General features: G+C 69.2%; 18 protein-coding genes. 10 read left to right on the top strand and 8 right to left on the bottom strand.

The annotated features are described in order from the left end of the window. Positions 1 to 161 precede the first annotated feature (161 nt). Positions 162 to 2,030 carry a HEAT repeat domain-containing protein gene (locus BHS09_RS38465; protein WP_140800565.1) on the bottom strand — a complete coding sequence of 623 codons (1,869 nt, stop codon included), beginning with the start codon at positions 2,028 to 2,030 and terminating at the stop codon, positions 162 to 164. Between the two features lie 25 nt (positions 2,031 to 2,055). Further along, on the bottom strand, positions 2,056 to 4,482 hold the full coding sequence (locus BHS09_RS38460; RefSeq protein WP_140800564.1) for a hypothetical protein: 2,427 nt from the start codon (positions 4,480 to 4,482) through the stop codon (positions 2,056 to 2,058). 432 nt (positions 4,483 to 4,914) lie between these two features. Between BHS09_RS38460 and rpmH the strand changes: the two genes are divergently transcribed. From rpmH to BHS09_RS38420, 8 genes are all read left to right on the top strand, one after another. Further along, entirely contained in the window at positions 4,915 to 5,067 is a 153-nt protein-coding gene (rpmH, locus tag BHS09_RS38455; protein ID WP_002637840.1) for a 50S ribosomal protein L34, read from the top strand. 12 nt (positions 5,068 to 5,079) lie between these two features. Further along, complete coding sequence (rnpA, locus tag BHS09_RS38450; RefSeq protein WP_140796274.1) at positions 5,080 to 5,499, top strand: ribonuclease P protein component; 420 nt, start codon at positions 5,080 to 5,082, stop codon at positions 5,497 to 5,499. Then, a complete protein-coding gene (gene yidD / locus BHS09_RS38445; protein ID WP_140796273.1) occupies positions 5,496 to 5,714 on the top strand; it encodes a membrane protein insertion efficiency factor YidD in 219 nt (72 codons plus the stop codon). Before rnpA ends, yidD begins: the two co-directional genes overlap by 4 nt. A 49-nt stretch (positions 5,715 to 5,763) precedes the next feature. Further along, positions 5,764 to 7,575, top strand: a complete 1,812-nt coding sequence (gene yidC, locus BHS09_RS38440) for a membrane protein insertase YidC (RefSeq protein WP_140800563.1) — start codon at positions 5,764 to 5,766, stop codon at positions 7,573 to 7,575. Further along, entirely contained in the window at positions 7,572 to 8,354 is a 783-nt protein-coding gene (locus BHS09_RS38435; protein ID WP_140796271.1) for a KH domain-containing protein, read from the top strand. Before yidC ends, BHS09_RS38435 begins: the two co-directional genes overlap by 4 nt. 48 nt (positions 8,355 to 8,402) lie before the next feature. Next, the gene (locus BHS09_RS38430; protein ID WP_140796270.1) at positions 8,403 to 8,630 is read left to right on the top strand and encodes a hypothetical protein; all 228 of its coding nucleotides are present in this window, start codon (positions 8,403 to 8,405) and stop codon (positions 8,628 to 8,630) included. Between the two features lie 49 nt (positions 8,631 to 8,679). Continuing rightward, positions 8,680 to 10,008: a tRNA uridine-5-carboxymethylaminomethyl(34) synthesis GTPase MnmE gene (gene mnmE, locus BHS09_RS38425; protein ID WP_140800562.1), complete on the top strand. Its 1,329-nt coding sequence runs from the start codon at positions 8,680 to 8,682 to the stop codon at positions 10,006 to 10,008. Positions 10,009 to 10,084: 76 nt separating this feature from the next. Continuing rightward, the gene (locus BHS09_RS38420; RefSeq protein WP_174259025.1) at positions 10,085 to 10,690 is read left to right on the top strand and encodes a Uma2 family endonuclease; all 606 of its coding nucleotides are present in this window, start codon (positions 10,085 to 10,087) and stop codon (positions 10,688 to 10,690) included. 60 nt (positions 10,691 to 10,750) lie between these two features. Here the strand turns inward: BHS09_RS38420 and BHS09_RS38415 are convergent, their stop codons facing one another. The 4 genes from BHS09_RS38415 to BHS09_RS38400 all read right to left on the bottom strand — a co-directional run bounded on the left by BHS09_RS38415 (position 10,751) and on the right by BHS09_RS38400 (position 13,559). Next, the gene (locus BHS09_RS38415) at positions 10,751 to 11,137 is read right to left on the bottom strand and encodes a DoxX family protein (protein ID WP_140800561.1); all 387 of its coding nucleotides are present in this window, start codon (positions 11,135 to 11,137) and stop codon (positions 10,751 to 10,753) included. Between the two features lie 17 nt (positions 11,138 to 11,154). After that, positions 11,155 to 11,595, bottom strand: a complete 441-nt coding sequence (locus BHS09_RS38410) for an SRPBCC family protein (protein WP_140800560.1) — start codon at positions 11,593 to 11,595, stop codon at positions 11,155 to 11,157. After that, entirely contained in the window at positions 11,592 to 11,918 is a 327-nt protein-coding gene (locus tag BHS09_RS38405) for an ArsR/SmtB family transcription factor (RefSeq protein ID WP_011557403.1), read from the bottom strand. The genes BHS09_RS38410 and BHS09_RS38405 overlap by 4 nt, the downstream gene beginning before the upstream one ends. A 399-nt stretch (positions 11,919 to 12,317) precedes the next feature. Then, on the bottom strand, positions 12,318 to 13,559 hold the full coding sequence (locus tag BHS09_RS38400) for a GspE/PulE/PilB domain-containing protein (RefSeq protein ID WP_140800559.1): 1,242 nt from the start codon (positions 13,557 to 13,559) through the stop codon (positions 12,318 to 12,320). A gap of 294 nt (positions 13,560 to 13,853) precedes the next feature. Here BHS09_RS38400 and BHS09_RS38395 point away from each other — a divergent pair, with 294 nt between their 5' ends. Next, positions 13,854 to 14,447, top strand: a complete 594-nt coding sequence (locus BHS09_RS38395) for a cysteine dioxygenase (protein ID WP_140800558.1) — start codon at positions 13,854 to 13,856, stop codon at positions 14,445 to 14,447. An 84-nt stretch (positions 14,448 to 14,531) separates the two neighbouring features. On the opposite strand, the gene sppA is transcribed toward BHS09_RS38395, so the two are convergent. Beyond that, complete coding sequence (gene sppA / locus BHS09_RS38390; RefSeq protein ID WP_237077882.1) at positions 14,532 to 16,322, bottom strand: signal peptide peptidase SppA; 1,791 nt, start codon at positions 16,320 to 16,322, stop codon at positions 14,532 to 14,534. Positions 16,323 to 16,542: 220 nt separating this feature from the next. Between sppA and BHS09_RS38385 the strand changes: the two genes are divergently transcribed. Continuing rightward, on the top strand, positions 16,543 to 19,374 hold the full coding sequence (locus tag BHS09_RS38385; RefSeq protein ID WP_237077881.1) for a M16 family metallopeptidase: 2,832 nt from the start codon (positions 16,543 to 16,545) through the stop codon (positions 19,372 to 19,374). Between the two features lie 70 nt (positions 19,375 to 19,444). Here the strand turns inward: BHS09_RS38385 and BHS09_RS38380 are convergent, their stop codons facing one another. After that, a complete protein-coding gene (locus BHS09_RS38380; RefSeq protein ID WP_140800556.1) occupies positions 19,445 to 20,194 on the bottom strand; it encodes a hypothetical protein in 750 nt (249 codons plus the stop codon). Positions 20,195 to 20,370 lie beyond the last annotated feature (176 nt).

Here is a 20,370-nt window from a genome sequence, read left to right as displayed (position 1 = left end):
AAAACCGCCGTAGCCTCAAGGGTTTTTCCCAACACGGATGATCCGCGGCGGTCATGCCAGCCCGGCCCGGTTGTGGATCATCCCCTCCCCTACCCCAAGGACTGGGGGACACCATCGGGCTGTTCACTCGTAGTGAATAGCCCGACGGTCCCCTGCCCTGGTCACGTCTCGAGCAGGCCGCGGATGCGCGTGTGGAGCTGCGCGTCTGGCGCGTCCATGGTGAGCAGGTGCTGGAGGAGCTGGCGCACCTCGGGCGCTTGTTGGAGGTAGGGCTCCACCACCGTCACGAGGGTGTGGTGGTTCTCCACGGGCACTCGGCCGGAGAGGACCAGGTCGCGCAGTTGGCGCAGGACCGAGTCGTCCAGGTCCCGGCGGCCCAGCGCCGTCAGCGCGGAGGACTGCACGGGTGCGTCGGTGTCCTCGGTCATGGAGAGGAGCGTGCGCATGGCCTGGGGTGTCTGAATCTTCCGCAGCGCGCGGGCCGAGGCCCGGCGCACCTGTGCGTCCGCGTCCTGGGCGTAGTGGGCGATGACGTCCACCTGCTCCTCCAGGCCCGCGTTGCCCAGCGCGAGCAGCAGGTGGGCCTTGTCCTCGGGCGTGCGCGCGGCGCGCAGCTCGGCCCCGAGCTGCTGGACGGCGGCCAGGGACTCCGCGTCCTGCTGCTGCCGGTAGAGCGCGCCGGCGGTGGCGCCCAGGGCGTAGGCGGTGGCCACGCGGGTGTCGTCACGGGCCGTGCGGTGGGTGCGCTCGATGAAGCGCACCGTGTCGGGGGTGGGGCTGGTCAGCAGCGACAGGCGGCTGAGCAACATGCCGTAGCCGGGCTCGGCCAGCGCCTGGGGGCTGGACAGGGCGCGCACCAGCGCCGTCTGCGCCTCCGGCGTGCCCGCGCCCGCCAGCAGGTCCAGCACCAGCGCCCGGCCACGCGGCTTCAGGGTGGACTGCTGGAAGAAGTCGGCCAGCCGCGCGCACAATTCGGGCTGCTGCTCCAGCAGGCCCGTGGCCTGGAGGAGGAAGTGGTTGTGCTCCGGGAAGGTGCCGCCGTTGGCGTACTTCTCCATCAGCTCGAAGAAGCGCTCCGGGGTGAGTCCATCCACCTGCTGCGCCAGCATCCGCTCCCGCGCGTGGGCGTCCGTCACCAGTTCACCCGGCGCGAGCCGCTGGAGCTGCGCGGCTGGCGCGGCGGAGGCCTGCGCCACCACGAAGCGCTCTCGCTTGCCGGGCTCCAGGCGGAGCTGGATGTGCGAGGTGGCGGTGGGCTCGCCGCCACCGGTCGGGCGGCGGAGTACCCGCTCTTCACCTGAGAGACGCTCCAGGACGCCGTCCGCGTCCAGCGTCATCTCGAAGCGTGAGTCCACCTCCACGGCGCCGCTGCCCGTGCCCATGCCGCGGGGCTCCGGGTAGGCCAGGCGCCGCTTGAGGATGCGCGCGGGCAGGGCGCCTTCGTCCAGCCGCGCGTACTCCGTGAGCGCCGTGCCTCGCGACGTCAACTCCTCCACTTGCCAGGTGGCGCCGTCGCGCAGCACCCACTGGAGCTCGCCGGCCAGCGTCTGCACGGTGTTCTTGAAGAGGGAGGGGTCTTCCTCCTGGAAGGAGACGGCGCGCAGGGTGCCGTCGGCGTCCAGGTCCAGCAGGGCCTCGCGGCCGGTGAAGGTGGCCGCGACGGCCGCGGCGTCCGGCAGCAGCGCGTGGCCAAACAGCTCGAGCGTGTGCTCGCGGAGGTTCTCCAGGCTCAGCCCCACGCGCAGGGCGGTGCCCTGCGCGGGGTGGCCGCGGAGGACCAGGTCTCCAACGAAGTGGGCCCGGCCCCCCATGGCGGTGGGTTTCTGTTGCGACCCGGCGAGGCGCACCTCGGTGCGGGCCGTGTAGTCCATGCGGTACGTCCGGCGCTCCCCCACGGGGAAGTGGACGCGGAGGGGCGTCGCCGCTGGATGCGCCCCGGTGACGGGGGCCTGGGTGTGGAAGACCCAGGCGGCTCCCAGGAGCAGCAGTGCCAGCAGTGCACCGCCAGTGATGACCTTGCGTGCGTTCATGGGGCGTCTCCAGCGGGTACGGGGATTACAGCAGGGAGCGCAGGTCGACGAGGTTGACGTTGAACGCGTGGTCGAACAGCTTCACGTTCTCCTGGATGCCGTTCCAGCTCACGAGCGTCTCCTCGAACTCCGCCTCGAAGGGCCAGACGCCCACCTCCACGTAGGCGGCGATGCTGCCGGACAGGAAGGTGAACTTCAGGTCGGAGCTCCCCTCCATGCGCAGCTTCAACTGGCCCCCGGACGACGCCAGCCAGACGCGGCCGTCGAGCGGGACGGCGGCGTGGACCAACTGGAGGCGGCCCTTCACGCCCGCCTCGATGATGAAGAGGTCGACGCTCGCGTACAGCTCACCGTCCACCTGCGCGTAGGGCTTGATGTGTCCGGCGACGCCCAGATTCGTCACGCTGCACGCCGTGGTGCCCGTCACCGTGTGCTCCGCCGTCAGCGCGTATTCGAGCCCCACCACGCCGGCCACCTTGGCGCCGAGCGTGACGGGGACCACGACGACGACGAAGGTCGCCTGCGCGTTCACCAGCGTGGCCTTCTTCTCCTGTTTGCCGGACACGATGTTGAACTGGCCCAGCGTCAGGTTTTGATGGATGTCCACCAGCGGGATGGTGTTGTCGAGCACGTCCAGGTCGATGTCCGCGCGCTTCTGCGTCACCTGCACCTGGGCGTTGATGAGGTTGGCGCTGATGCCCAGGGCGCTGCCGGTGGCGTTGAAGCTGCCCGTCACCTCCGGGGAGAGGCCGCAGTCGGGCGTGTTCTTCACGTTGTTGATGGCCACGGCCACCTGGTAGTTCGCGGTGGCGCCGAAGGTGTCATTGCCCAGGCTGTAGCTGTCACCGGACTCCCAGCGCAGACGGGGCTGCGCCGTCTTCGGGTCCAGCATGGGCCCCACGGTGGCGGACAGGGCGCGCATGTACTGGTCCCGCCGGGTGAAGTACGTCTCCAGGCGCGAGGGGCTCGTCGTGTAGTCCTGCGAGGGGTAGTTGACGGTGCCAATCTGCAGGGGCTTCGCCTTGAGGTCCGCGAAGTCGTCGCGGGTGTAGGTCGCGCACTTCTGGAAGTCCTGCTCACGCGCGCCCTGGTAGAGGTTCATCACCCTGCGCGCGAAGCGCTTGGGCGACCAGTCGCAGGGAGCGGGCGCCTTGCCAGTCTGGAAGTTGAGGCAGCCTTGCGACTGGGCCTGCTGGAGCGCCGCTTCGATGACGGCATCCAGCGAGGCCAGCGCGTAGAGCTGGGGGATGAGCGGGTCCTGGGGCTCGTCGTCGTCCGTCAGGTTGCTGGACGTTTCTGGATCGGCCTTCAGCATCCCTGGGAGGGGGCGGTAGCGGCGGGCCAGCTCCGACGTGATGGAGGTGACCAGCTCTTTGCGCTGCTGGACGAGCGCGGCGAACTCCTCCTGGAGCCGGTCCAACTCGTACATCCGCTCATCCAGGACGTTGGCGTTGCGAGTGACGCTCATGCTGCGGTGCCACGCCCAGCTCTCGTTGTAGTAGCTGGCGCCGTTCGCCAGGGTGGACAGCGTCGCCTCGGGCAGGATGGTGCCGTAGAGGTTCAGCGGACGGTCCAGGTCCTTGAGATGGATGATGGCCGCGCCCATCAAGCCAGGAAGCATCACCACCCGGTCCTCGGAGCCTGTTCCGATGGTGACCCTGCCCTCGGCGGGGGGCGGCACGGTGAAGAACTCGTTCTTCGGCGCGCCGGCGGGGAACTGGATGGCGGGCTGGATGGGGGTGCCGTCCTTGCCGCGCTGCACCGGGTCCGCAATCGAGCGGGTGCCAATGGCGGAGGCGGGCACGCTGCCGCCACCGGGCGCCTGGGCGTAGGCGATGTTGAAGATTTTGCGGTAGTCGGTGCCCGAGGAGGAGATGGCGTCCTCGAAGACGCTGTAGTCGTAGTACTTCTCGTGGACGTACTCGCGGCAGGAGTCGACGATGTTGCCGGAGTTGTTCCACGCATTTCGCTGGGTGAAGCGCGCGGCGCGCATGAGGCTGGCGGCCTTGGTCGACGCGGGGAAGTAGGTCCGGTCGCGGTGCGCGGTGCCCAGCATGAAGCTGGAGAGGCCGCTCATGTAGCGGGCGTTCGGGTTCTCCTGGACGAAGGCCACGCTCTTGGTGGCGGCGTCTGGCGCAATCTCCTGGCCGCTCGCGTTGCGGGTGACGGGCACCAGCACGGTGCGCTCGGGCAGGCTCGCTACGGCGTTCAGCGCGGCGTCGCGCACCAGGACGTTGCAGGCGGCGTTCGGGTTGGTCTTCGCCGCGTTCCGGGCCAGGTTCGCGCAGAAGGTGACGGGGTTCTGGCAGTCCGCGAGCGTGGGGACGTAGGCATTACAGAGGAGGATGGGGCTCGGCACCGTGATGATGGGGGGAATCAATTGGGCCAGGGCGGGCGCGGAGGACATGACAAGTCCGAGCACGACGACCTGAGGCCGCGTGAGCAACGACATGTGGACACCTTTGTCTGGAGTTTGCGAAAGAACGGGCCTTCAAAAGGTCCTTCGCAAAAAATGATGGTGTCTCTGGATGGGTATCCGCGGCCCCCAGCGCTCTCAGTTGTTGCGAGTCTGAGCCCGTTGGGCGCCCGGGCTGGCAGGCCCTCGCTGGAAAGAAGCGCCAGGGAAACAGACGCCCACGCTGTTCGCGGTTAGACTCCCGCCGCCGTGCGTTGGGCGGTGGTCGGCACCGTCAGCATCACCTAGACCTTCATGGCCCTACCTCAGGCGGTCCGATCGGGCCTCCGGGCGGGGCTTCCAGGGTGAGCCAGGGTGATCCAACGTTGACTTACCCTGGAAATGGGGGTACGGACCCGCCCCTTTCCCTAGTTCAGGTCGCGCCGGAGCGGTAGGAGGCGCCGCCGTCATCACCAAGGAGTAAGAGCCGTGTCCAAGCGCACGTACCAGCCGTCGAAGGTCCGCCGCAATCGCGCCCACGGGTTCCGCAAGCGGAACGCCACCAAGGGCGGCCGGGATGTCCTCAAGCGCCGTCGTGCGAAGGGTCGCAAGCGGCTCGTCGTGTCCGCTCCCAAGAAGTAAGCGAGTCTGCGTGTGAGGGCCGAGGGTGCGACGCCGGGCCAGTCCCGCCCGGCAGACCAGCGCTTCCCCAAGGCCCTGCGCCTGCTTCAACGGCGCGAGTTCCTCGAGGTCCAGGAAGGCGGGCAGAAAGTCCCTTCGGACTGCCTCCTGGCCCTCGTGAAGCGCAATGGCCGGCCGTACTCGCGTGTTGGCCTGACCGTGTCGAGCAAAGTGGGCAACGCCGTCGTCCGAGCGCGCTTGAGGCGCGTCTTGCGGGAGCTTTTTCGTAAGCGCCGCATGCAATGGCCGTCAGGCCTGGACGTCGTCCTGGTGGCACGCTCCTCCGCGAAGGATGCTTCCTTTCCGGCGCTGTCGCGTGCCTTTGACGGTGTCACCCGTAAGCTGCAGCGGCTGCCCCGCGCGGAGACGAAGCCGAAGGAGCCGCCCAGATGAGCCCGCTGGCCTTCGTCATCTCGCTGCCCATCCGCTTCTACCGGAAGTTCCTTGGACCGCTGCTCCCTCGGGTGTGCCGGTTCCATCCCTCGTGCTCCACGTACGCCATGGAGGCGCTGGAGAAGCACGGCGGCCTCAAGGGGTCGTGGCTCACTCTCTGGCGGCTCGTGCGCTGCCAGCCCTTCCACCCCGGCGGTATCGACCCGGTGCCGTGACGAGGGGTTCCACCCATTGCCGCCCTCTCCCCCGTGGAGGGGGGAGTCTATGAACGATCCGCTCTCGCCCCAGTCGAACGATTCGCAGAAGCGACTGTTGGCGGCCCTGGCCCTCTCGTTCGCGGCCACTGCCGTCTACACCTTCTTCTTCGCGCCCACTCCGCCTCCGCCCGACTCGGGAATTCCCGACGCAGGCGTGGTGGCCACGGCGCCCGCCGATGCCGGCACCCCCCCGGCCGTCCAGCCTCCCGAAGGCGGTACCGGGACGGGCGCCACCGCGGAGGCCCCGCCGCCTCCGGCGCGCAAGGTGGAGCTGCAGCGCGACGAGGCCACCTACGCCTTCTCCTCCGAGGGCGCCGGCCTCACCGCCGCCGTGCTCAAGGGCGCGAAGATGCGGGAGCAGCAGGAGCTCAGCGTCGCCCAGGGCTTCCAGAAGCTGTTCGGCAAGGAGATTCCTCCCGCGCCGCAGATGGACCTGGCGCGCCCCACCCCGGGCCAACCGCTGCCGCTGGCCGTGTCCATCACCGGCGCCAGCCCGTTGCCCGCGGACCTGAACTACGCCCTGGATGAAGGCGCCCCCGGCAACGCGGACGGCGTCACCTTCACTGGCCGCCGCGGTCCGTGGGAGGTCGTGAAGACGCTCAAGTGGCCCCAGGACGGGTTCGAGCTGAGCTACACCCTCCAGGTGCGCAACACCTCCGGCCAGCCGCAGAGCGGCGAACTGCAGGTGCACCACAACCGCGCCATCGACCCCAACTTCGAGCACGCACCGTCCTTCTTCGGCGGCGTGGGCAACCTGAGCCGTTCCGCCTGTTGGGTGGGTGACAAGCTCCAGAAGATGAGCCCGGGTGATGACGCTCCGGACGCCGAGGACGCCCGCGGCCCGGTGCAGTTCTTCGGCATCGACCAGCAGTACTTCCTGTCCGCGCTCTACCCGCTGGAAGGGCCGCGCGCCGGCTCGTGCTCCTTCGAGGCCACGCCCACCCTGCGCAAGGTGACGGCGTCCTTCCCGATTACGGCGGCCCCGGGCGAGACGGTGACGCTGCGCTTCGGCGGCTACTTCGGCCCCAAGGACCCGGACATCCTGTCCCTGGTGCCCGGCGCCTCGCTGCGCGCGTCCACCGGCCTGGGCGAGGCCGCCTTCCACCCGCCGCTGGCGGAGACGGTGGACTTCGGCATCTGGGCCGTCATCTGCAAGGTCCTGCTGACCGTCATGAAGTTCTTCTACGGCCTCACCGGCAACTGGGGCGTGGCCATCATCCTGCTCACGGTGGTGGTGAAGCTCTTCCTGCTGCCCCTCACCTACCGCTCCATGGTCAGCATGGAAGAGGTGAAGAAGCTCCAGCCGCGCATGGAGGAGATCCGCAAGAAGCACGCGGACAACCGCGAGCAGCAGAACCTCGAAATCATGAAGCTGTACCAGGAGGCCAAGGTGAACCCGCTGGGCGGGTGTCTCCCCCTCCTCATCCAGATGCCGGTGTGGATTGCCCTGTTCACCGCGCTGCGCAACAGCTTCGACATCTACGGCGAGCCCTTCGTCGGTCCCATCTGGCGTGACCTGACCTACAAGGACCCCACGTACCTGTTGCCGCTGGCGCTGGGCGTGTCCATGGTCATCACCCAGAAGATGCAGCCGCAGATGATGGATGCGGCCCAGGCGAAGATCATGACCTGGTTCCTGCCCATCATCTTCACGCTGACGCTGCTCCAGTACCCGGCCGGCCTTTCGCTCTACATCTTCACGAACAACATCCTCTCCATCGCCCAGCAGTACGGCCTGCGGAAGTGGCTGGACCGGAACAAGCCCCAGACGGGCGGTGGGACGCCGGCGGTGGCCGGTGCGGGAGGCAGGCGCAAGTGAGCGAGCAGGTTCCCCAGCAGACGCCGTCCACCCCGGCCTCCGGCGATTCGTCCGGAGAGTTCCGGGGCCGTGTGGAGAAGCTCCTCGGCGACATCCTCGGGCTGATGGGCTTCCCGGCGCGGCTGGACATGAAGGACGCCGCCGACGGCAGCCTGTCGGTGGCGCTCCACTTCGAGCCCGCACCGCCTCCTGGCGTGGAGGTGGGACGGCGCAGTCAGGTGGTGGACTCGCTCCAGTTCCTGTTGAACAAGATGCTGCATCGCCCTGGCGCTGACCGGCGCTGGGTGATGCTGGGTGCGGGTGTGCATCCGGAGCCCCGGCAGCGCCGTGAGCCCCAGGCCGCGGCGGCTCAAGCCGCGGCTCCGGCCGCGCCCGCCCCCTCCCCCGCCGCGCCCCGTGCCGCGGCGGCCCAGGCGCCAGCGCCTGCTCCGGCGAAGGGAGGCCAGCGAGGTGCGCAGGCGTCCGCCGCCAAGGCTGCTCCCGCCAGCAAGGGCGAGGGGGATGAGCGCTCGGTGGCGGTGGAAGAGGATGCCGCGCTGATGGCGGCCGTCAGACAGCTCGCGGAGAAGTCGGGCAGCCTGGGCCGCTTCTACGCGATTGCCGCCATGAAGCTTGAAGACCGCGCGCGCGTCCTCACGTCAGTAGAAGGAGTGGGTGGCGTGAAGGTGGCGGCGGAAGGCGAGGGCCGAAACCGCCGCGTGGTGTTCACTCCGGACAAGCCCGCCCCGCTTCCCAAGCGGAGCATGCTGCCGGACGATGAGGACGACTTCGACGCGTGAGCCGCTGGGCGCGCCGCGCGCGCCGAGGCTCCCGAAGCGAGACGAGGGATGGGCAAGGCGAAAGCTCTCAAGGACAAGCTGTACGGCGCGGCGGTGCTCAAGATGAGCTTCCGCCTTCGCGGGGACGAGGAGTCCCCCGCGTTCCGTTTCGTCTACCCGGGCGTCCTGCGAGATTTGGAGCTCGAGGACGAGGCGGTGGAGCGGTACATCGAGGAGAACCGTGAGGCCGTGGAGAAGGCCGCCCGCGGCTCCACGCCTCCCATGGGCGCCCGCTGAATCAGCGGGGCCCGCGCTGTTCAGGGTGGATGCGCTCCACCGGCCGCGTATGACGTCTTCTTCCATGACCATCGCCGCCCTGGCCACCGCACCTGCCGCGGGCGCCGTGGGCATCCTCCGGCTGTCGGGCCCCGAGGCCCTGGATGTGGGCCGGCTGCTGGCCCCGGGTGTGCCCGCGCAGCCCACGCCGCGCCATGCGTACCTCGCGTCCTTCGTGGACGCGGAGGGCCGCTCGCTCGATGAGGGCCTCTTCCTCTACTTCCGTGGGCCTCAGTCCTTCACGGGCGAGGACGTGGTGGAGCTGCAGGCGCACGGCAGTCCGCGGCTCTTGCGGTTGCTGCTGGCTCGGGCGCTGGAGGACGCGCGTGTGCGCCACGCCGCGCCGGGTGAGTTCACGCGTCGCGCGTTCCTCAACGGGCGGTTGGACCTCACGCGCGCGGAGGCGGTGGCGGACCTGGTGGCGGCGGACTCGGAGGCCGCGGTGCGTGCTGCTGCCGCGGGACTCTCCGGTGTGCTCGCCTCGCGTGTGCAGGCGCTGGAGGATCCGCTGCGCGCGCTGCATGCGGACATGGAGGGCGTGCTCAGCTTCCCCGATGAAGCAGAGGGCGCGGATGAGGACGTGGGTGAGCGCGTCACCGCGCTGCGCGCTCAGGCGGAGACGCTGTTGTCCGAGGCCGGGCGGGGCCGGTTGGTGCGCCGGGGCGCGCGTGTGGCGCTGTTCGGTCCCGTCAACGCGGGCAAGTCCACGCTGTTCAACCGGCTGGTGGGCGAGTCCCGCGCGCTGGTGGATGACGAGCCGGGCACCACGCGCGATGCGCTAGAGGCCCGTGTCGAATGGGACGGGCTGGCGGTGACGCTCTTCGACACGGCGGGACTGCGGGAGACGCCGGGGCGCGTCGAGGCGCTGGGCATTGCCCGCACGCGTGAGCTGCTCTCCGGCGTGGACCTGGCCGTGCTCGTGCTGCCGCCGGGTGTCACGCAAGCGGACGCCGACGCGTGGACGCGTGACGCGGGTGGCACGCCCGTGCTGGTGGTGGACGGCAAGTGCGACGTGACGGAAGCGCCAAGCTCACCGCGCCAGCGCGTGAGTGGCCTCACCGGTGAAGGTGTGGACGCGCTTCGTTCCGACATGCTCGGGCGACTGTGGGGCGGTGGCACGCCCTCCGCGGTGGCGCTCGTCTCCGAGCGTCACGCCGATGCCCTGCGTCGCGCGTCCGAGGCGCTGGGCCGCGCGGTGAGTGCCTCGCGCGTGTCCACCCTGGAAGTCGTCTCTGGTGAAGTGGGACTCGCGCTGGAGGCGCTCGGCGAAGTGTCCGGTACCGTGGTTTCGGAGGCCCTGCTGGACGCAATCTTCCAGCGTTTCTGCATCGGGAAATGACGCCTTCCGTCGAGCGGAGGACGTGTCAGACGGCCCCCTAGAATGCCCGCCTCAACCGGTGATTCTCGGAGGCGCTGTGATTGAAGGCATCATCCCCCTGGCGAACCATTCGATGCTCTCGGCCCTGCCCTCGGGCTGGGTGGGGGAGATTCTGGACGAGGAGCTGGTCGCCTCGCCTCGTCCCACTGCCGCGCAGACGCGCGCGGCCTTCATGCTGGGCGTGGAGCTGGGGGAGCAGCTCGACAAGCGTCGTGGCGGCAGTGGCCGCTGGTGCTTCCTGCGCGCGCCCGAGCTGCACCTCGGTCACGACATGCTCGTTCCGGACATGGCCGGCTGGCGCCGCGAGCGCGTGGACGTCCCCTTCGAGCCGGACGTCCCCTTCCTCACGCTGGTGCCAGACTGGGTCTGCGAGGTGCTGACGCCCTCCACCGCCGCGTTGGACCGCGCGCGCAAGCTGCCGCTCTACGCTCGAGCGGGCGTGTCTCACGTGTGGCTGGTGGACCCCGCCGCGCGCACGCTGGAGGTGTACCAGCGCGTCAAGCGGGGCTGGCTGCTGACGGGAAGCTACGAGGATGACTCGCTGGTGCGTGCCGACCCCTTCCCGTCCTCGACGCTGGAGCTGGGCTCGTTGTGGCTGCCCGAGGGCTCCGAGAAGCCCTCTCTGCTGGCGGCTGTTCCGTGATGCGCGTTGGCGCCCGCGCTGGGTTCACGGGCGATGTCGCGGGCATCGTCCGTCATTGCGTCACGCGGCGGCTGCCACCACCGGATTGAGGATGTAGCGGCCGTACGCCACGAAGGCGATCAGCACACCCATCACGAGCGACCAGAGCATCGGGTTCTCGGGCGTCATCTTCGTTGAATGACGCGCGTACAGCACGGCGAGCGCGAACGTCTCGAACGTGAGCACCGCGGCCGCGTGCGCGGTGAGGCTGGGCATCCACTTGAACGCCGCCGGGATGATGAGCAGCACGCCACCGGCCATCTCAAGGAAGCCGAGCGCCCGCCAGGCCCCGAGGGGGACCTCGCTGAACTGGCTCGAGAGCTGCTGGAACGAGAACGCCTTGTACGACCCGCCCGCGAGAAACAGCAGCGCGAGGACGGCCTGAAGAATCCAGAAGACGATGTTCATGGGTGGGGGCTCGGTGTTCAGGCCTTGAGGGCCGGGTTGTTCGACGCCTTCTCGAGTGTCTTGGCGAGCTTTCCGTGCATCATCTTCCAGCCGTACTCGGCGCCGTGGAACGCCTGGTCCTCCTTGAAGCCGGAGTGCTCGAAGAGCACGCGCGTCCCATCGCCATCGGCTTCGAGGCGGTAGCTGACGCGGGTATCCAGCCAGCCTTCGCCAACGACCCACGTGAACTCGAGCTCGGACGGAGGCGCGCACCGGAGCACCTCGCATTGCACGACGAGTCCATCGAATTGGGCCCGAGGGTCCGGAGGCACGCGGAAGGTGAAGCGATGCCCGACGCGCGGCTCGAAGTCGTTCGGGTACATCCAGTCAGCGAGCGCCTCGCTGGTCGCGAGCGCGCGCCACACGACGGCGGGCGACTGGGTGAACTTCAGCTCCCGTCGGATTGTCTTTGTCGTCATTGCTGCTTGTCGCCTTTCTCAAGGTGCCGCCGCAGGCGGGCGAAGTTGTCGTCCCAGAACCGCTCGTAGTGAGCAATCCAGTCGCGTACCGGCTCCAGTCGCTCCGGCACGAGGCGGTACCGCCGTTCCCTGCCGTGCCGTTGCTCGGTGACGAGGCCCGCATCGAGCAGCACGCGCAGGTGCTGTGACACCGCCGGGCGGCTCATCTCGAAGTTCTCGGCGATTGAATTCACCGGGCGGTCGCCGTCGACCAGCAGGTCGAGCATGCGGCGCCGCGCCGGATGGCTGATCGCTCCGAACACCCCTGGCTCGGTGTGCATCATCGTGTACTGATAATGCGTAAGGAGATGCTTACCTGTCAAGCGGCTGGATGAAGGTGGTGCGGCGCGATGACTTGTTCACTCAGTGCCTGCGGATGTCGTCCGAGCCGTCGTTCACCGTCGCGGAGCTGGGGCGAAGCGGTTGAAACGAGGCATCTGTTCGCCGTGTCCCGTGCCGGTGCAGGCCTGACCTGGCAGGGGAGTCTGGCGGGCGCGAATGTCTGTCCTGGCTCTGGGGGAGCGTGACGGCTTCCGGGTTCTGAATGGCAGCCAGCGCAGCACGCTGGATGTCGTGGCCCGGCTCTTCGCCGCGCAGGCGTGCCGTCTCGATGAGCGAGTAGAAGAGCGCCGCCACCTCGGCGCCCCGCTTCGACTTGCTGCCGTGGTGGTTCTTCCTGTCCCTCAGCTGGCGCGCTTGAGGTCCGCGTCACCAGCGGGGCGCGCCAGCCGCCGCACCGCGCGCAGGAGGAGATCCGGATCCACCGGAGCGGCGAGGAAGCCGCGGGCCCCCACCGCCTGGGCGCGAGGCAGGTCCTGTTCCGGCATCTTGCCCGCGACCAGTACCTGCGCGTGGACCTGACGCGGCAGCGCCTCCATCGACGGCAGCGGCGCTACCACGACCTGGGCCGCGTTCGCCGCGAGTAGCTCCTCCGTGCTTGTGACTCGAGCCCGCAGGCCCGCCTCGGACATCACTCGCACCAGCCCGGTGGTGGCCTCCTCACCCCAGCCGTACACCAGGACCTGAGCCATGGGCACCGGCTGCGCGGCCGTGAGCACGGGCAACGCCGTGGGGACGTGGTTCCGCGTTCCGACCGTGAGCTGCATGGCGCGCGCGGAGAACGGCGCCTTCGTGGACCCAGGCCGCGAGACATGCGCCAGGTGCAAGCCCTCCGTCGTGGCGGGCGTCGCGGCTTGTTCGGAGCGCCCTGCCTCCAGGGGCAGCGGTTGCGCGACAGCGGCCAGCGGCTCGGGCATGGTGCGGATGGCCTGCACCAGCCGCCTCATCTCCGCGGGCACCGCCTGCGCCTGGACGACAACCTCCTCCAGCGAGCCCAGCAGCGGCAGCCCATCCTCACCGCCAGGAGCCTCCATGTTCGTCAGCTCCGCCATGCTGCCGCCGAGCACCATGGGCATGCTCTCGTCCGCCTCCGGCAGCGAGAAGCTCTCCATACCGGCCCGCCGGGGCGCCGCGTCACCCGTCTCCCCTCGGTAGAGCCGCCCAATGGCCCTGCGGATGGCCACATCCGACGCCAGCTTCGCCACCACGCGCGGCTTGCCGGACACGCTCTTCACCGCGTCCAGGGACGCCAGACTGGCGGGTGCGGCGATGGCTACCACCAGCACCGAGTCCCGGCCCCCCTGCCCTTCCAGCTTCAGCGGCACCACCCGGTGCGCCTCCGCTACGCGCTCCGGAATCAGCCAGGTCAGGCTCGCGTCCGGCGGCTGGACGTCCAGGTCCACCGTCTGCATCCCCGCCTGGAAGGCCAGGGCCTCCAACACCTGCTGCGCGGTGCTGAAGCGCTGGTCCACCACCACCTGCCCCAACGGCACGCCCCACTTGCGCTGGTACGCCAGCGCCGAGTGGAGCTGCAACGCGTCCACCACACCCCGCTCCAGCAGGATGTCACCCAGTCGCTTCTTCATCTCGTCCCCCTCACGCCTTCCGCCCTGGCCGCCAGCCCCGTGGGGCAGCCCGAGTCCAGGAAAGTCACAATGTCTTCTACGCTTCCATTCGCCTGGGAGCTTCCCGGCAGGCGACAGACGCTTCCGTCGCCGCGCCACCTGCAAGGTGGGGACCGAGCCCCATCCCCCTCGCCGGGCGCGGGCGTCTGCTACTCGATGGTCGACCTGTCCTCACGTGCGCTGCGACGCGTCGAGCCGTCCTCCGCCCGACAAGCCGGAAAGCACCGTGTCGGAGCGTTGCCTAGCTTCACTCCCATGAACGCCATGTGCCTGGGCGAATGGGTGGAGCTTCTTCGGGAGAAGGCGGGCGGGATGCCGGGCCTGGAGGGCGTGGGAGAAGGCCTGGCGGGCCTGGTGCTGGAGCCGGCCAGCCTCCAGCCCTACCTGCACTTCCGGCGAGGGCGCTACACGCGCAACCTCATCTACCGGGATGCCAGGTTGGAGGTGCTGCTGAACTGCTGGGACGCGGGCACCTTCTCCCCCATCCACGACCATGACGGGCAGGAGTGCTGGTTCAGCGTCCAGTCCGGGGGCTTCGTGTTGGAGAACTACACCCTGGAAGACGGGGGCCTGGGACCGGGGCCGGCCCGGCTGGGGCCTCCCGTCATGGTGGGCCCCGTGGGCGCGGGCTTCGTCGACTTCCGTTGCCCGGAGGCCCCCATCCACCGCGTCACCGCGGCGAGAGGCCCCGCCGTCTCACTGCACGTCTACGCGGGGCCGGTGGACCGGTGCCTCGTCTTCGACACGCGGAGGCAGCGCTGTGTCTCCCGGGAGCTGCGCTACCACTCCATGTTCGGCCGCCCGCTCACCCAGCTGCCGGACGTGCCGCAACCGCCGGCGTCAGTCTGAGTCGTCCCCGGAGGGACGCCGCGAGCAGCGCGGCGTGGCACCGAAGCGTCCCGGTGCCACGCGTCCGCGTCCTGGGAGGACGCGCTACCAGCTTGCCTCGGGGAGAGGGGCGTAGAGCTCGCCGCGCGTGCCCTCGAAGAGACCCATCCGCGCACCCACGGCGTACACCTTGCGCACGCCCGCCACCAGGGTGGTCCAGGGGGACAGGACGCTGATGGAGGCGGCGTCGTCCTCGCTGTTGTCGCCCGTCTGGCCCAGCAGCTCGGAGAGGACCGCGGACGCGGGCTTCTTGCGCGGGTACACCTCCACGTTGACGCGGGCATCGGCCGGCAGCTTCGCGGCCTCCTTCGCCAGCTCGAGCGCCTTCGGATAGCCGCCCAGCGCATCCACCAGCCCGTGCTCCAGGGCGTCCTCGCCCGTCCACACGCGGCCCTTGGCCAGCGACTGCAGCTTCTCCAACGGGAGCTTCCGGCTGGCCGCCGCGCGCGTCGTGAAGTCCGCGTAGATGCGGTCCAGCGACGCGTCCATGCGGGCCTGCTGCTCCGGCGTGTAGTCCGCGTCCGAGCCGAACATCTCCGCGTTCTTCCCCACGGCCACGCTGTCGAAGTTCACACCCAGCTTCTCCCAGAAGCCCGCCGTGACGAACTTGCCCGCGTACACGCCGATGCTGCCGGTGAGCGTGCCCGGATGCGCGACGATGCGGTCCGCCTCCATGGCGACGAAGTAGCCACCGCTGGCGGCGTAGCTGCCCATGGTGACGATGACGGGCTTGCCCGCCTCCTTCGCGCGCTGCACCTCGCGGCGCACGGTGTCGCTGGCCACGTAGCTGCCGCCCGGGCTGTCCACGCGGAAGACAATGGCCTTCACGCGCGAGTCCTCGGTGGCCTTGCGCAGCGCCGCGGCGACGCTCTCCGCGCCCATGGACTGTCCACCCGACAGCGGGTTGGACTGGTTCTTCCCGCGCATCACCTCGCCCACGCCGTACACCAGGGCAATGGTGTTCCCGGACACGTTCGGCCTGCCGGCGCGCTCCAGGTACTTCTTCACGTAGAGGAAGCGCGCGCCCTCGCCGGCCTGCTCCTTCAGCCCGCCGAGTACCTCGTCCCGGTAGCGCAGGCCCGTCACCAGCTTCGCCTCCACCGCCTCCTGCGCCATCAGCGGCGCCTTGTCGATGAGGCCGCGCACGACGTCCTCCGTCAGCCCGCGGTCCGCGGCGATGCCGCGCACAATCTGGCCGAAGAGGCTGTTCGTGAAGCCCTCGGTGGCCTCGCGGTGCGGCGCGGTGTAGTCCTGCTCCGTGTAGGAGTTGATGGCGTTCTTGTACTCGTAGCGGGCGAAGTAGTGAGGCGTCACGCCCAGCTTGGCGAAGGCCTCGCGCGCGAAGGGCAGCTCGAAGGCGAGCCCGTTGATGTTCACGTCGCCCGACGGCTGGATGTAGATTTCGTCGAAGGCGGACGCCAGGTAGTAGCCCAGCGTGCTGTTGCCCAGCTCGCCGAAGGTGTCGGAGTACGCCACCGCCTTCTTGCCCTTGGCGCGGAAGGCCTTCACCGCGTCGCGCAGCTCCTGCGTGGCGGCCGGCGTCCCCGGATGGCCGATGCGCACCAGCAGGGACTTCACGCGCGCGTCGTCTCCGGCCTTCTCCAGCGCCTCCACCACGTCACGCACCGTGGTGGGTTCCTCGCCAAAGGCCCCCACCAGCGAGTCCCCTCCCCCGTGCTCCGACAGCGGGTCTTCCAGGTCCAGCTCGAGCACGAGGTTGGAGGGCACCCCGGGCTTGCTCGCGGACGCGAGCAGCATCAGGCCCACGAGGCCCACCACGAAGAGGACAGACAGCGCGCCCACGAAGGCCAGCGCGCCGATGAAGAATCGTTTCATCCGAAGGGACTCCTGATGCCCGGGAGAGACAGGGTACGGCCCTGGCAAGGGGTGCTTACTACTAACGCGCGCGGGCGACGATGCTTGCGCGTCCCCGTGCTTTCCCTGCGTGACGGTACGTCCGCGACGCCGGGTTGCTCGGAGTGCCACCGTTCGGGATGGCCCGGGGGACATCTCGGGTTAGAAGCCGGTGCACTCCCAGACGACCCGCGAGGACCGCATGAAGCGTCGTACCCCGCTCTCCCTGGTGGCGGCCCTGATGATGGTGGCCGGCACTCCAGTGTGGGCCCAGACTCCCGCCGCCGCCAACAAGGCCCCCGCCACCCAGTCCGCTGTCACGCAGAACAAGGCGAAGGGCCGCGCGCTCGCCCCCGTGACGAGCGTGGAAGGCATCTCCGAGTACCGCCTGCCCAACGGGCTGAAGGTGCTCCTCTTCCCCGACCCCACCAAGCCCACGGTGACGGTCAACGTGACGTACTTCGTGGGCAGCAAGCACGAAGGCTACGGCGAGACGGGCATGGCCCATCTGCTGGAGCACCTGATGTTCAAGGGCACGCCCACCACGCGCAACGTGCCCCAGGCGCTCACCGAGCGCGGCGCCCGGCCCAACGGCACCACCTGGCTGGACCGCACCAACTACTACGAGACGCTGCCGGCCTCCGACGCCAACCTCCGCTGGGCCCTGTCCTTCGAAGCCGACCGCATGGTCAACAGCTTCATCGCGAAGAAGGACCTCGACAGCGAGATGACCGTCGTCCGCAACGAGTTCGAATCCGGTGAGAACGACCCGCGCGGCATCCTCTTCGAGCGCGTGATGAGCGCCGCGTACATCTGGCACAGCTACGGCAAGTCCACCATCGGCGCGCGCTCCGACTTGGAGAACGTCCCCATCGACCGGCTCCAGGCCTTCTACCGGAAGTACTACCGGCCGGATAACGCCATGCTGGTGGTGGCGGGCCGCTTCGACGAGGCCAAGGCCCTGTCGATGATTCAGGACACCTTCGGCAAGCTGAAGAAGCCTGGCCTTCCCCTGCCCGCCACGTACACCGCGGAGCCCACGCAGGACGGCGAGCGCGAGGTGCAGCTGCGTCGCGTGGGCGACACCGCGCTGCTCACCAGCCTGTACCACGTGCCCGAAGGCGCGCACCCCGACTTCGCGGCCATCGACGTGCTGACGCTGGTCATGGGCAACAACCCCTCCGGGCGCCTCTACAAGTCGATGGTGGAGACGAAGAAGGCCTCGCGTGTGAGCGCGTCGAACCTCCAGCTTCGCGACCCGGGCATCATCGTCTTCAGCGCGGAGATGCGTGACGACCAGCCGGTGGCCGCGGCCCGCGAGGCGCTGCTGAAGACGGTGGAGGACGCGTCCCGCACGCCGTTCACCGAGGAAGAGGTCAACCGGGCCAAGGCCACGTTGTCCAAGTACATCGACCTCACCATCAACAACTCCGAGCGCGTCGCCATCAACCTGTCGGAGTGGGAGGCCACCGGTGACTGGCGCCTGCTCTTCCTGCACCGCGACCGCATCGAGGCCGTGACGACCGAGGACGTGACGCGCGTGGCGGCCGCCTACCTCAAGTCCTCCAACCGGACGCTGGGCACCTTCATCCCCACCCCGAAGCCGGACCGGGCGGAGCTGCCGGCGCCGGTGGACGTGGCGACGATGATGGAGGGCTTCAAGGGCCGTGACGCCGTGGCGCAGGGCGAGGCGTTCGACCCGTCACCGGCCAACATCGAGTCGCGCGTGCAGCGCGGTGAGCTGCCGGGGGGCGTGAAGTACGCGGTGCTGCCGAAGAAGACGCGCGGCAACATGGTGAACGTGTCCCTCACCCTGCGCTGGGGCACCGAGGAGGCGCTGCGCGGCAAGTCGGACGCGGCGCAGTACGCCGGACGCATGCTGATGCGCGGCACGAAGAAGCGCACGCGGCAGCAGCTCCAGGACGCGTTCGACAAGCTGAAGGCGCGCGTGGGCGTGGATGGCAGCAGCACCGGTGTCTCCGCCTCCATCGAGTGCCCGCGGGACAGCCTGCCGGAAGTCCTCAAGCTGGTGGCCGAGGTGCTGCGCGAGCCCTCCTTCGACGAGAAGGAGTTCGCCATGCTGAAGCAGGAGCGGCTGGCGTCGCTGGAGTCCGAGCGCAGTGAGCCACAGACGCTGGGCAACATCGCCTTCTGGCGTTCGCTGTCGGGCCACTACCCGAAGGGCCACCCCTACTACGTGGCCACGCTGGACGAGCGCATCGCCGGGGTGAAGGACACCACGCTGGAGCAGGCGCGTGCCTTCCACAAGGCCTTCTACGGCGCGTCGAATGGCGAGCTGGCCGTGGTGGGTGACTTCGAGTCCAAGGACATCGTGGCGCTCGCCGGCACCCTCCTGGGCGACTGGAAGAGCCCCGCGCCGTACCAGCGCGTGCAGCAGGTGTTCGGCGGCGGTGAGTCCGCGTCCGTCGCGCTGGAGACGCCGGACAAGGCCAACGCGTACTACATGGCGGGCCAGTCGCTGAAGCTTCGCAAGGACGACAAGGATTGGCCGGCGCTGGTGCTGGGCAACTTCGTGCTGGGCGGCGGCTTCCTCAACTCGCGGCTGGCCACGCGCATCCGTCAGCAGGACGGCCTCTCCTACGGCGTGGCCAGCAGCCTGGACGCGAGCGACGTCGACGAAGTGGGCACCTTCTTCACGTACGCCATCTACGCCCCGGAGAACGCGGCCCGGCTGGAGACGGCCATGCGTGAAGAGGTGACTCGCGCGGTGCAGAAGGGCTACTCGGCGGAGGAGCTGCAGAAGGCGCGCACGGGCATCCTGGAGTACCGGCAGTCGGCGCGGGCGCAGGACGGCAGCCTCGCGCGGCAGCTCGCCAGCTACCTGTTCCTGGGCCGCACGCTGGCCTTCGATGCGGCGCTGGAGCAGAAGCTGACCCAGCTCAAGCCGGAGGACGTGCGCAAGGCCATGGAGCGTCACCTGGACTGGACGAAGGTGACGCAGGTGCGCGCGGGAGACTTCGCCACCGCGCAGAAGAAGGCCGCGCCTCCCGCGAAGGTCCCGGCCGCGCCGTGACGCCGTAGTCCGTCACCCCTGTGAGGGAATCAAGCCCCGCGGTGCCCCTGTGGCGCCGCGGGGCTTTTGGTTACCGGGAGCCCCATTGGAAATCGTGGTACCAGCTGGCCACGTCCACGCTGAGGCCCACCACCGTGCTGTCCCGCTCATGGGGAAGCGGCTTGCCACCCAGCTTGAGCGCCCACGCGCGCTGGGCGTAGACCTTCACCCACTTGTAGCCGCCCTTCACCGTCACGGCGGGCTCGGCGAAAAGCCACACGGGGCGCGTCACGTCGTCGGCCACGAGGAACTCGCGGGAGCGCTCCGCGTCGGTGTAGCCGTTCGCGTCGAGCGAGACGTACTTCACCGCGGACAGGCGCACCGAGCCCGCGAGCTCGAAGTAGGGCGTGACGTAGCCCAGGTTCGGTTGGATGAAGGCACGCACTGCGCGGGCCGTGAAGCCGACGTCGCGGGGCATGGCGCCATTCGCTTCCAGCCGGTCGCTCGCGGTGGATTGGCCGTAGCCCAGACCGCCGTAGGCCTCCCACACGGCGTTTCCCAGGAAGGTGCCGTAGAGGCCGCCGCCCACTTCACCGAGCGCGCCGTTCGCGCGGCGCTCCCCTTCCGCGTACCGCTCGTAATAACCCTGGGCCAGCAAGCCCACGCCCTCGCGTGGGGACCAGGCCACCTGGAGGTTGTTGTTGCCGAGTGTTCCCTTCAGCTCACCCTCCTCTCTCAGGAGCGGCGCGCTGATTTGATTGGGTTTGTACAGCGTGGTGGTGCATCCGGTGACGACGAATGAAATCCCCAGCGCGAAGCAGGTGCGGCGGAGTCGTCTCATTGCAGCCTCCTGCATGTGAAACCCAGCAATGGCCGTGCCTGCTTTCCTGACGCAGCGGGCTACACCGCTCCGTCGAGGATCGGGTGCTGGGAATTTCCTGACGCGTCACGTTTCGCATGTATGGCCATGCGCGAAGTCCAGGACGCGGTGCGAAGCATGTGACGCGCCCTCCCCTT

It is taken from the genome of Myxococcus xanthus (assembly GCF_006402735.1).
Taxonomy (GTDB): domain Bacteria; phylum Myxococcota; class Myxococcia; order Myxococcales; family Myxococcaceae; genus Myxococcus; species Myxococcus xanthus_A.
This window is presented reverse-complemented; position numbering and strand designations above follow the sequence as displayed.

Excerpts from the sequence above, each read along its gene's own strand:
- BHS09_RS38395 (WP_140800558.1), top strand. The coding sequence starts at position 13,854 with ATGAACGCCATGTGCCTGGGCGAATGGGTGGAGCTTCTTCGGGAGAAG.
- BHS09_RS38405 (WP_011557403.1), bottom strand. The coding sequence starts at position 11,918 with ATGATGCACACCGAGCCAGGGGTGTTCGGAGCGATCAGCCATCCGGCG.
- BHS09_RS38460 (WP_140800564.1), bottom strand. The coding sequence starts at position 4,482 with ATGTCGTTGCTCACGCGGCCTCAGGTCGTCGTGCTCGGACTTGTCATG.
- mnmE (WP_140800562.1), top strand. The coding sequence starts at position 8,680 with ATGACGTCTTCTTCCATGACCATCGCCGCCCTGGCCACCGCACCTGCC.
- BHS09_RS38430 (WP_140796270.1), top strand. The coding sequence starts at position 8,403 with ATGGGCAAGGCGAAAGCTCTCAAGGACAAGCTGTACGGCGCGGCGGTG.
- yidC (WP_140800563.1), top strand. The coding sequence starts at position 5,764 with ATGAACGATCCGCTCTCGCCCCAGTCGAACGATTCGCAGAAGCGACTG.
- BHS09_RS38465 (WP_140800565.1), bottom strand. The coding sequence starts at position 2,030 with ATGAACGCACGCAAGGTCATCACTGGCGGTGCACTGCTGGCACTGCTG.
- BHS09_RS38380 (WP_140800556.1), bottom strand. The coding sequence starts at position 20,194 with ATGAGACGACTCCGCCGCACCTGCTTCGCGCTGGGGATTTCATTCGTC.
- yidD (WP_140796273.1), top strand. The coding sequence starts at position 5,496 with ATGAGCCCGCTGGCCTTCGTCATCTCGCTGCCCATCCGCTTCTACCGG.
- BHS09_RS38400 (WP_140800559.1), bottom strand. The coding sequence starts at position 13,559 with ATGAAGAAGCGACTGGGTGACATCCTGCTGGAGCGGGGTGTGGTGGAC.
- BHS09_RS38410 (WP_140800560.1), bottom strand. The coding sequence starts at position 11,595 with ATGACGACAAAGACAATCCGACGGGAGCTGAAGTTCACCCAGTCGCCC.
- BHS09_RS38415 (WP_140800561.1), bottom strand. The coding sequence starts at position 11,137 with ATGAACATCGTCTTCTGGATTCTTCAGGCCGTCCTCGCGCTGCTGTTT.
- BHS09_RS38385 (WP_237077881.1), top strand. The coding sequence starts at position 16,543 with ATGAAGCGTCGTACCCCGCTCTCCCTGGTGGCGGCCCTGATGATGGTG.
- sppA (WP_237077882.1), bottom strand. The coding sequence starts at position 16,322 with ATGAAACGATTCTTCATCGGCGCGCTGGCCTTCGTGGGCGCGCTGTCT.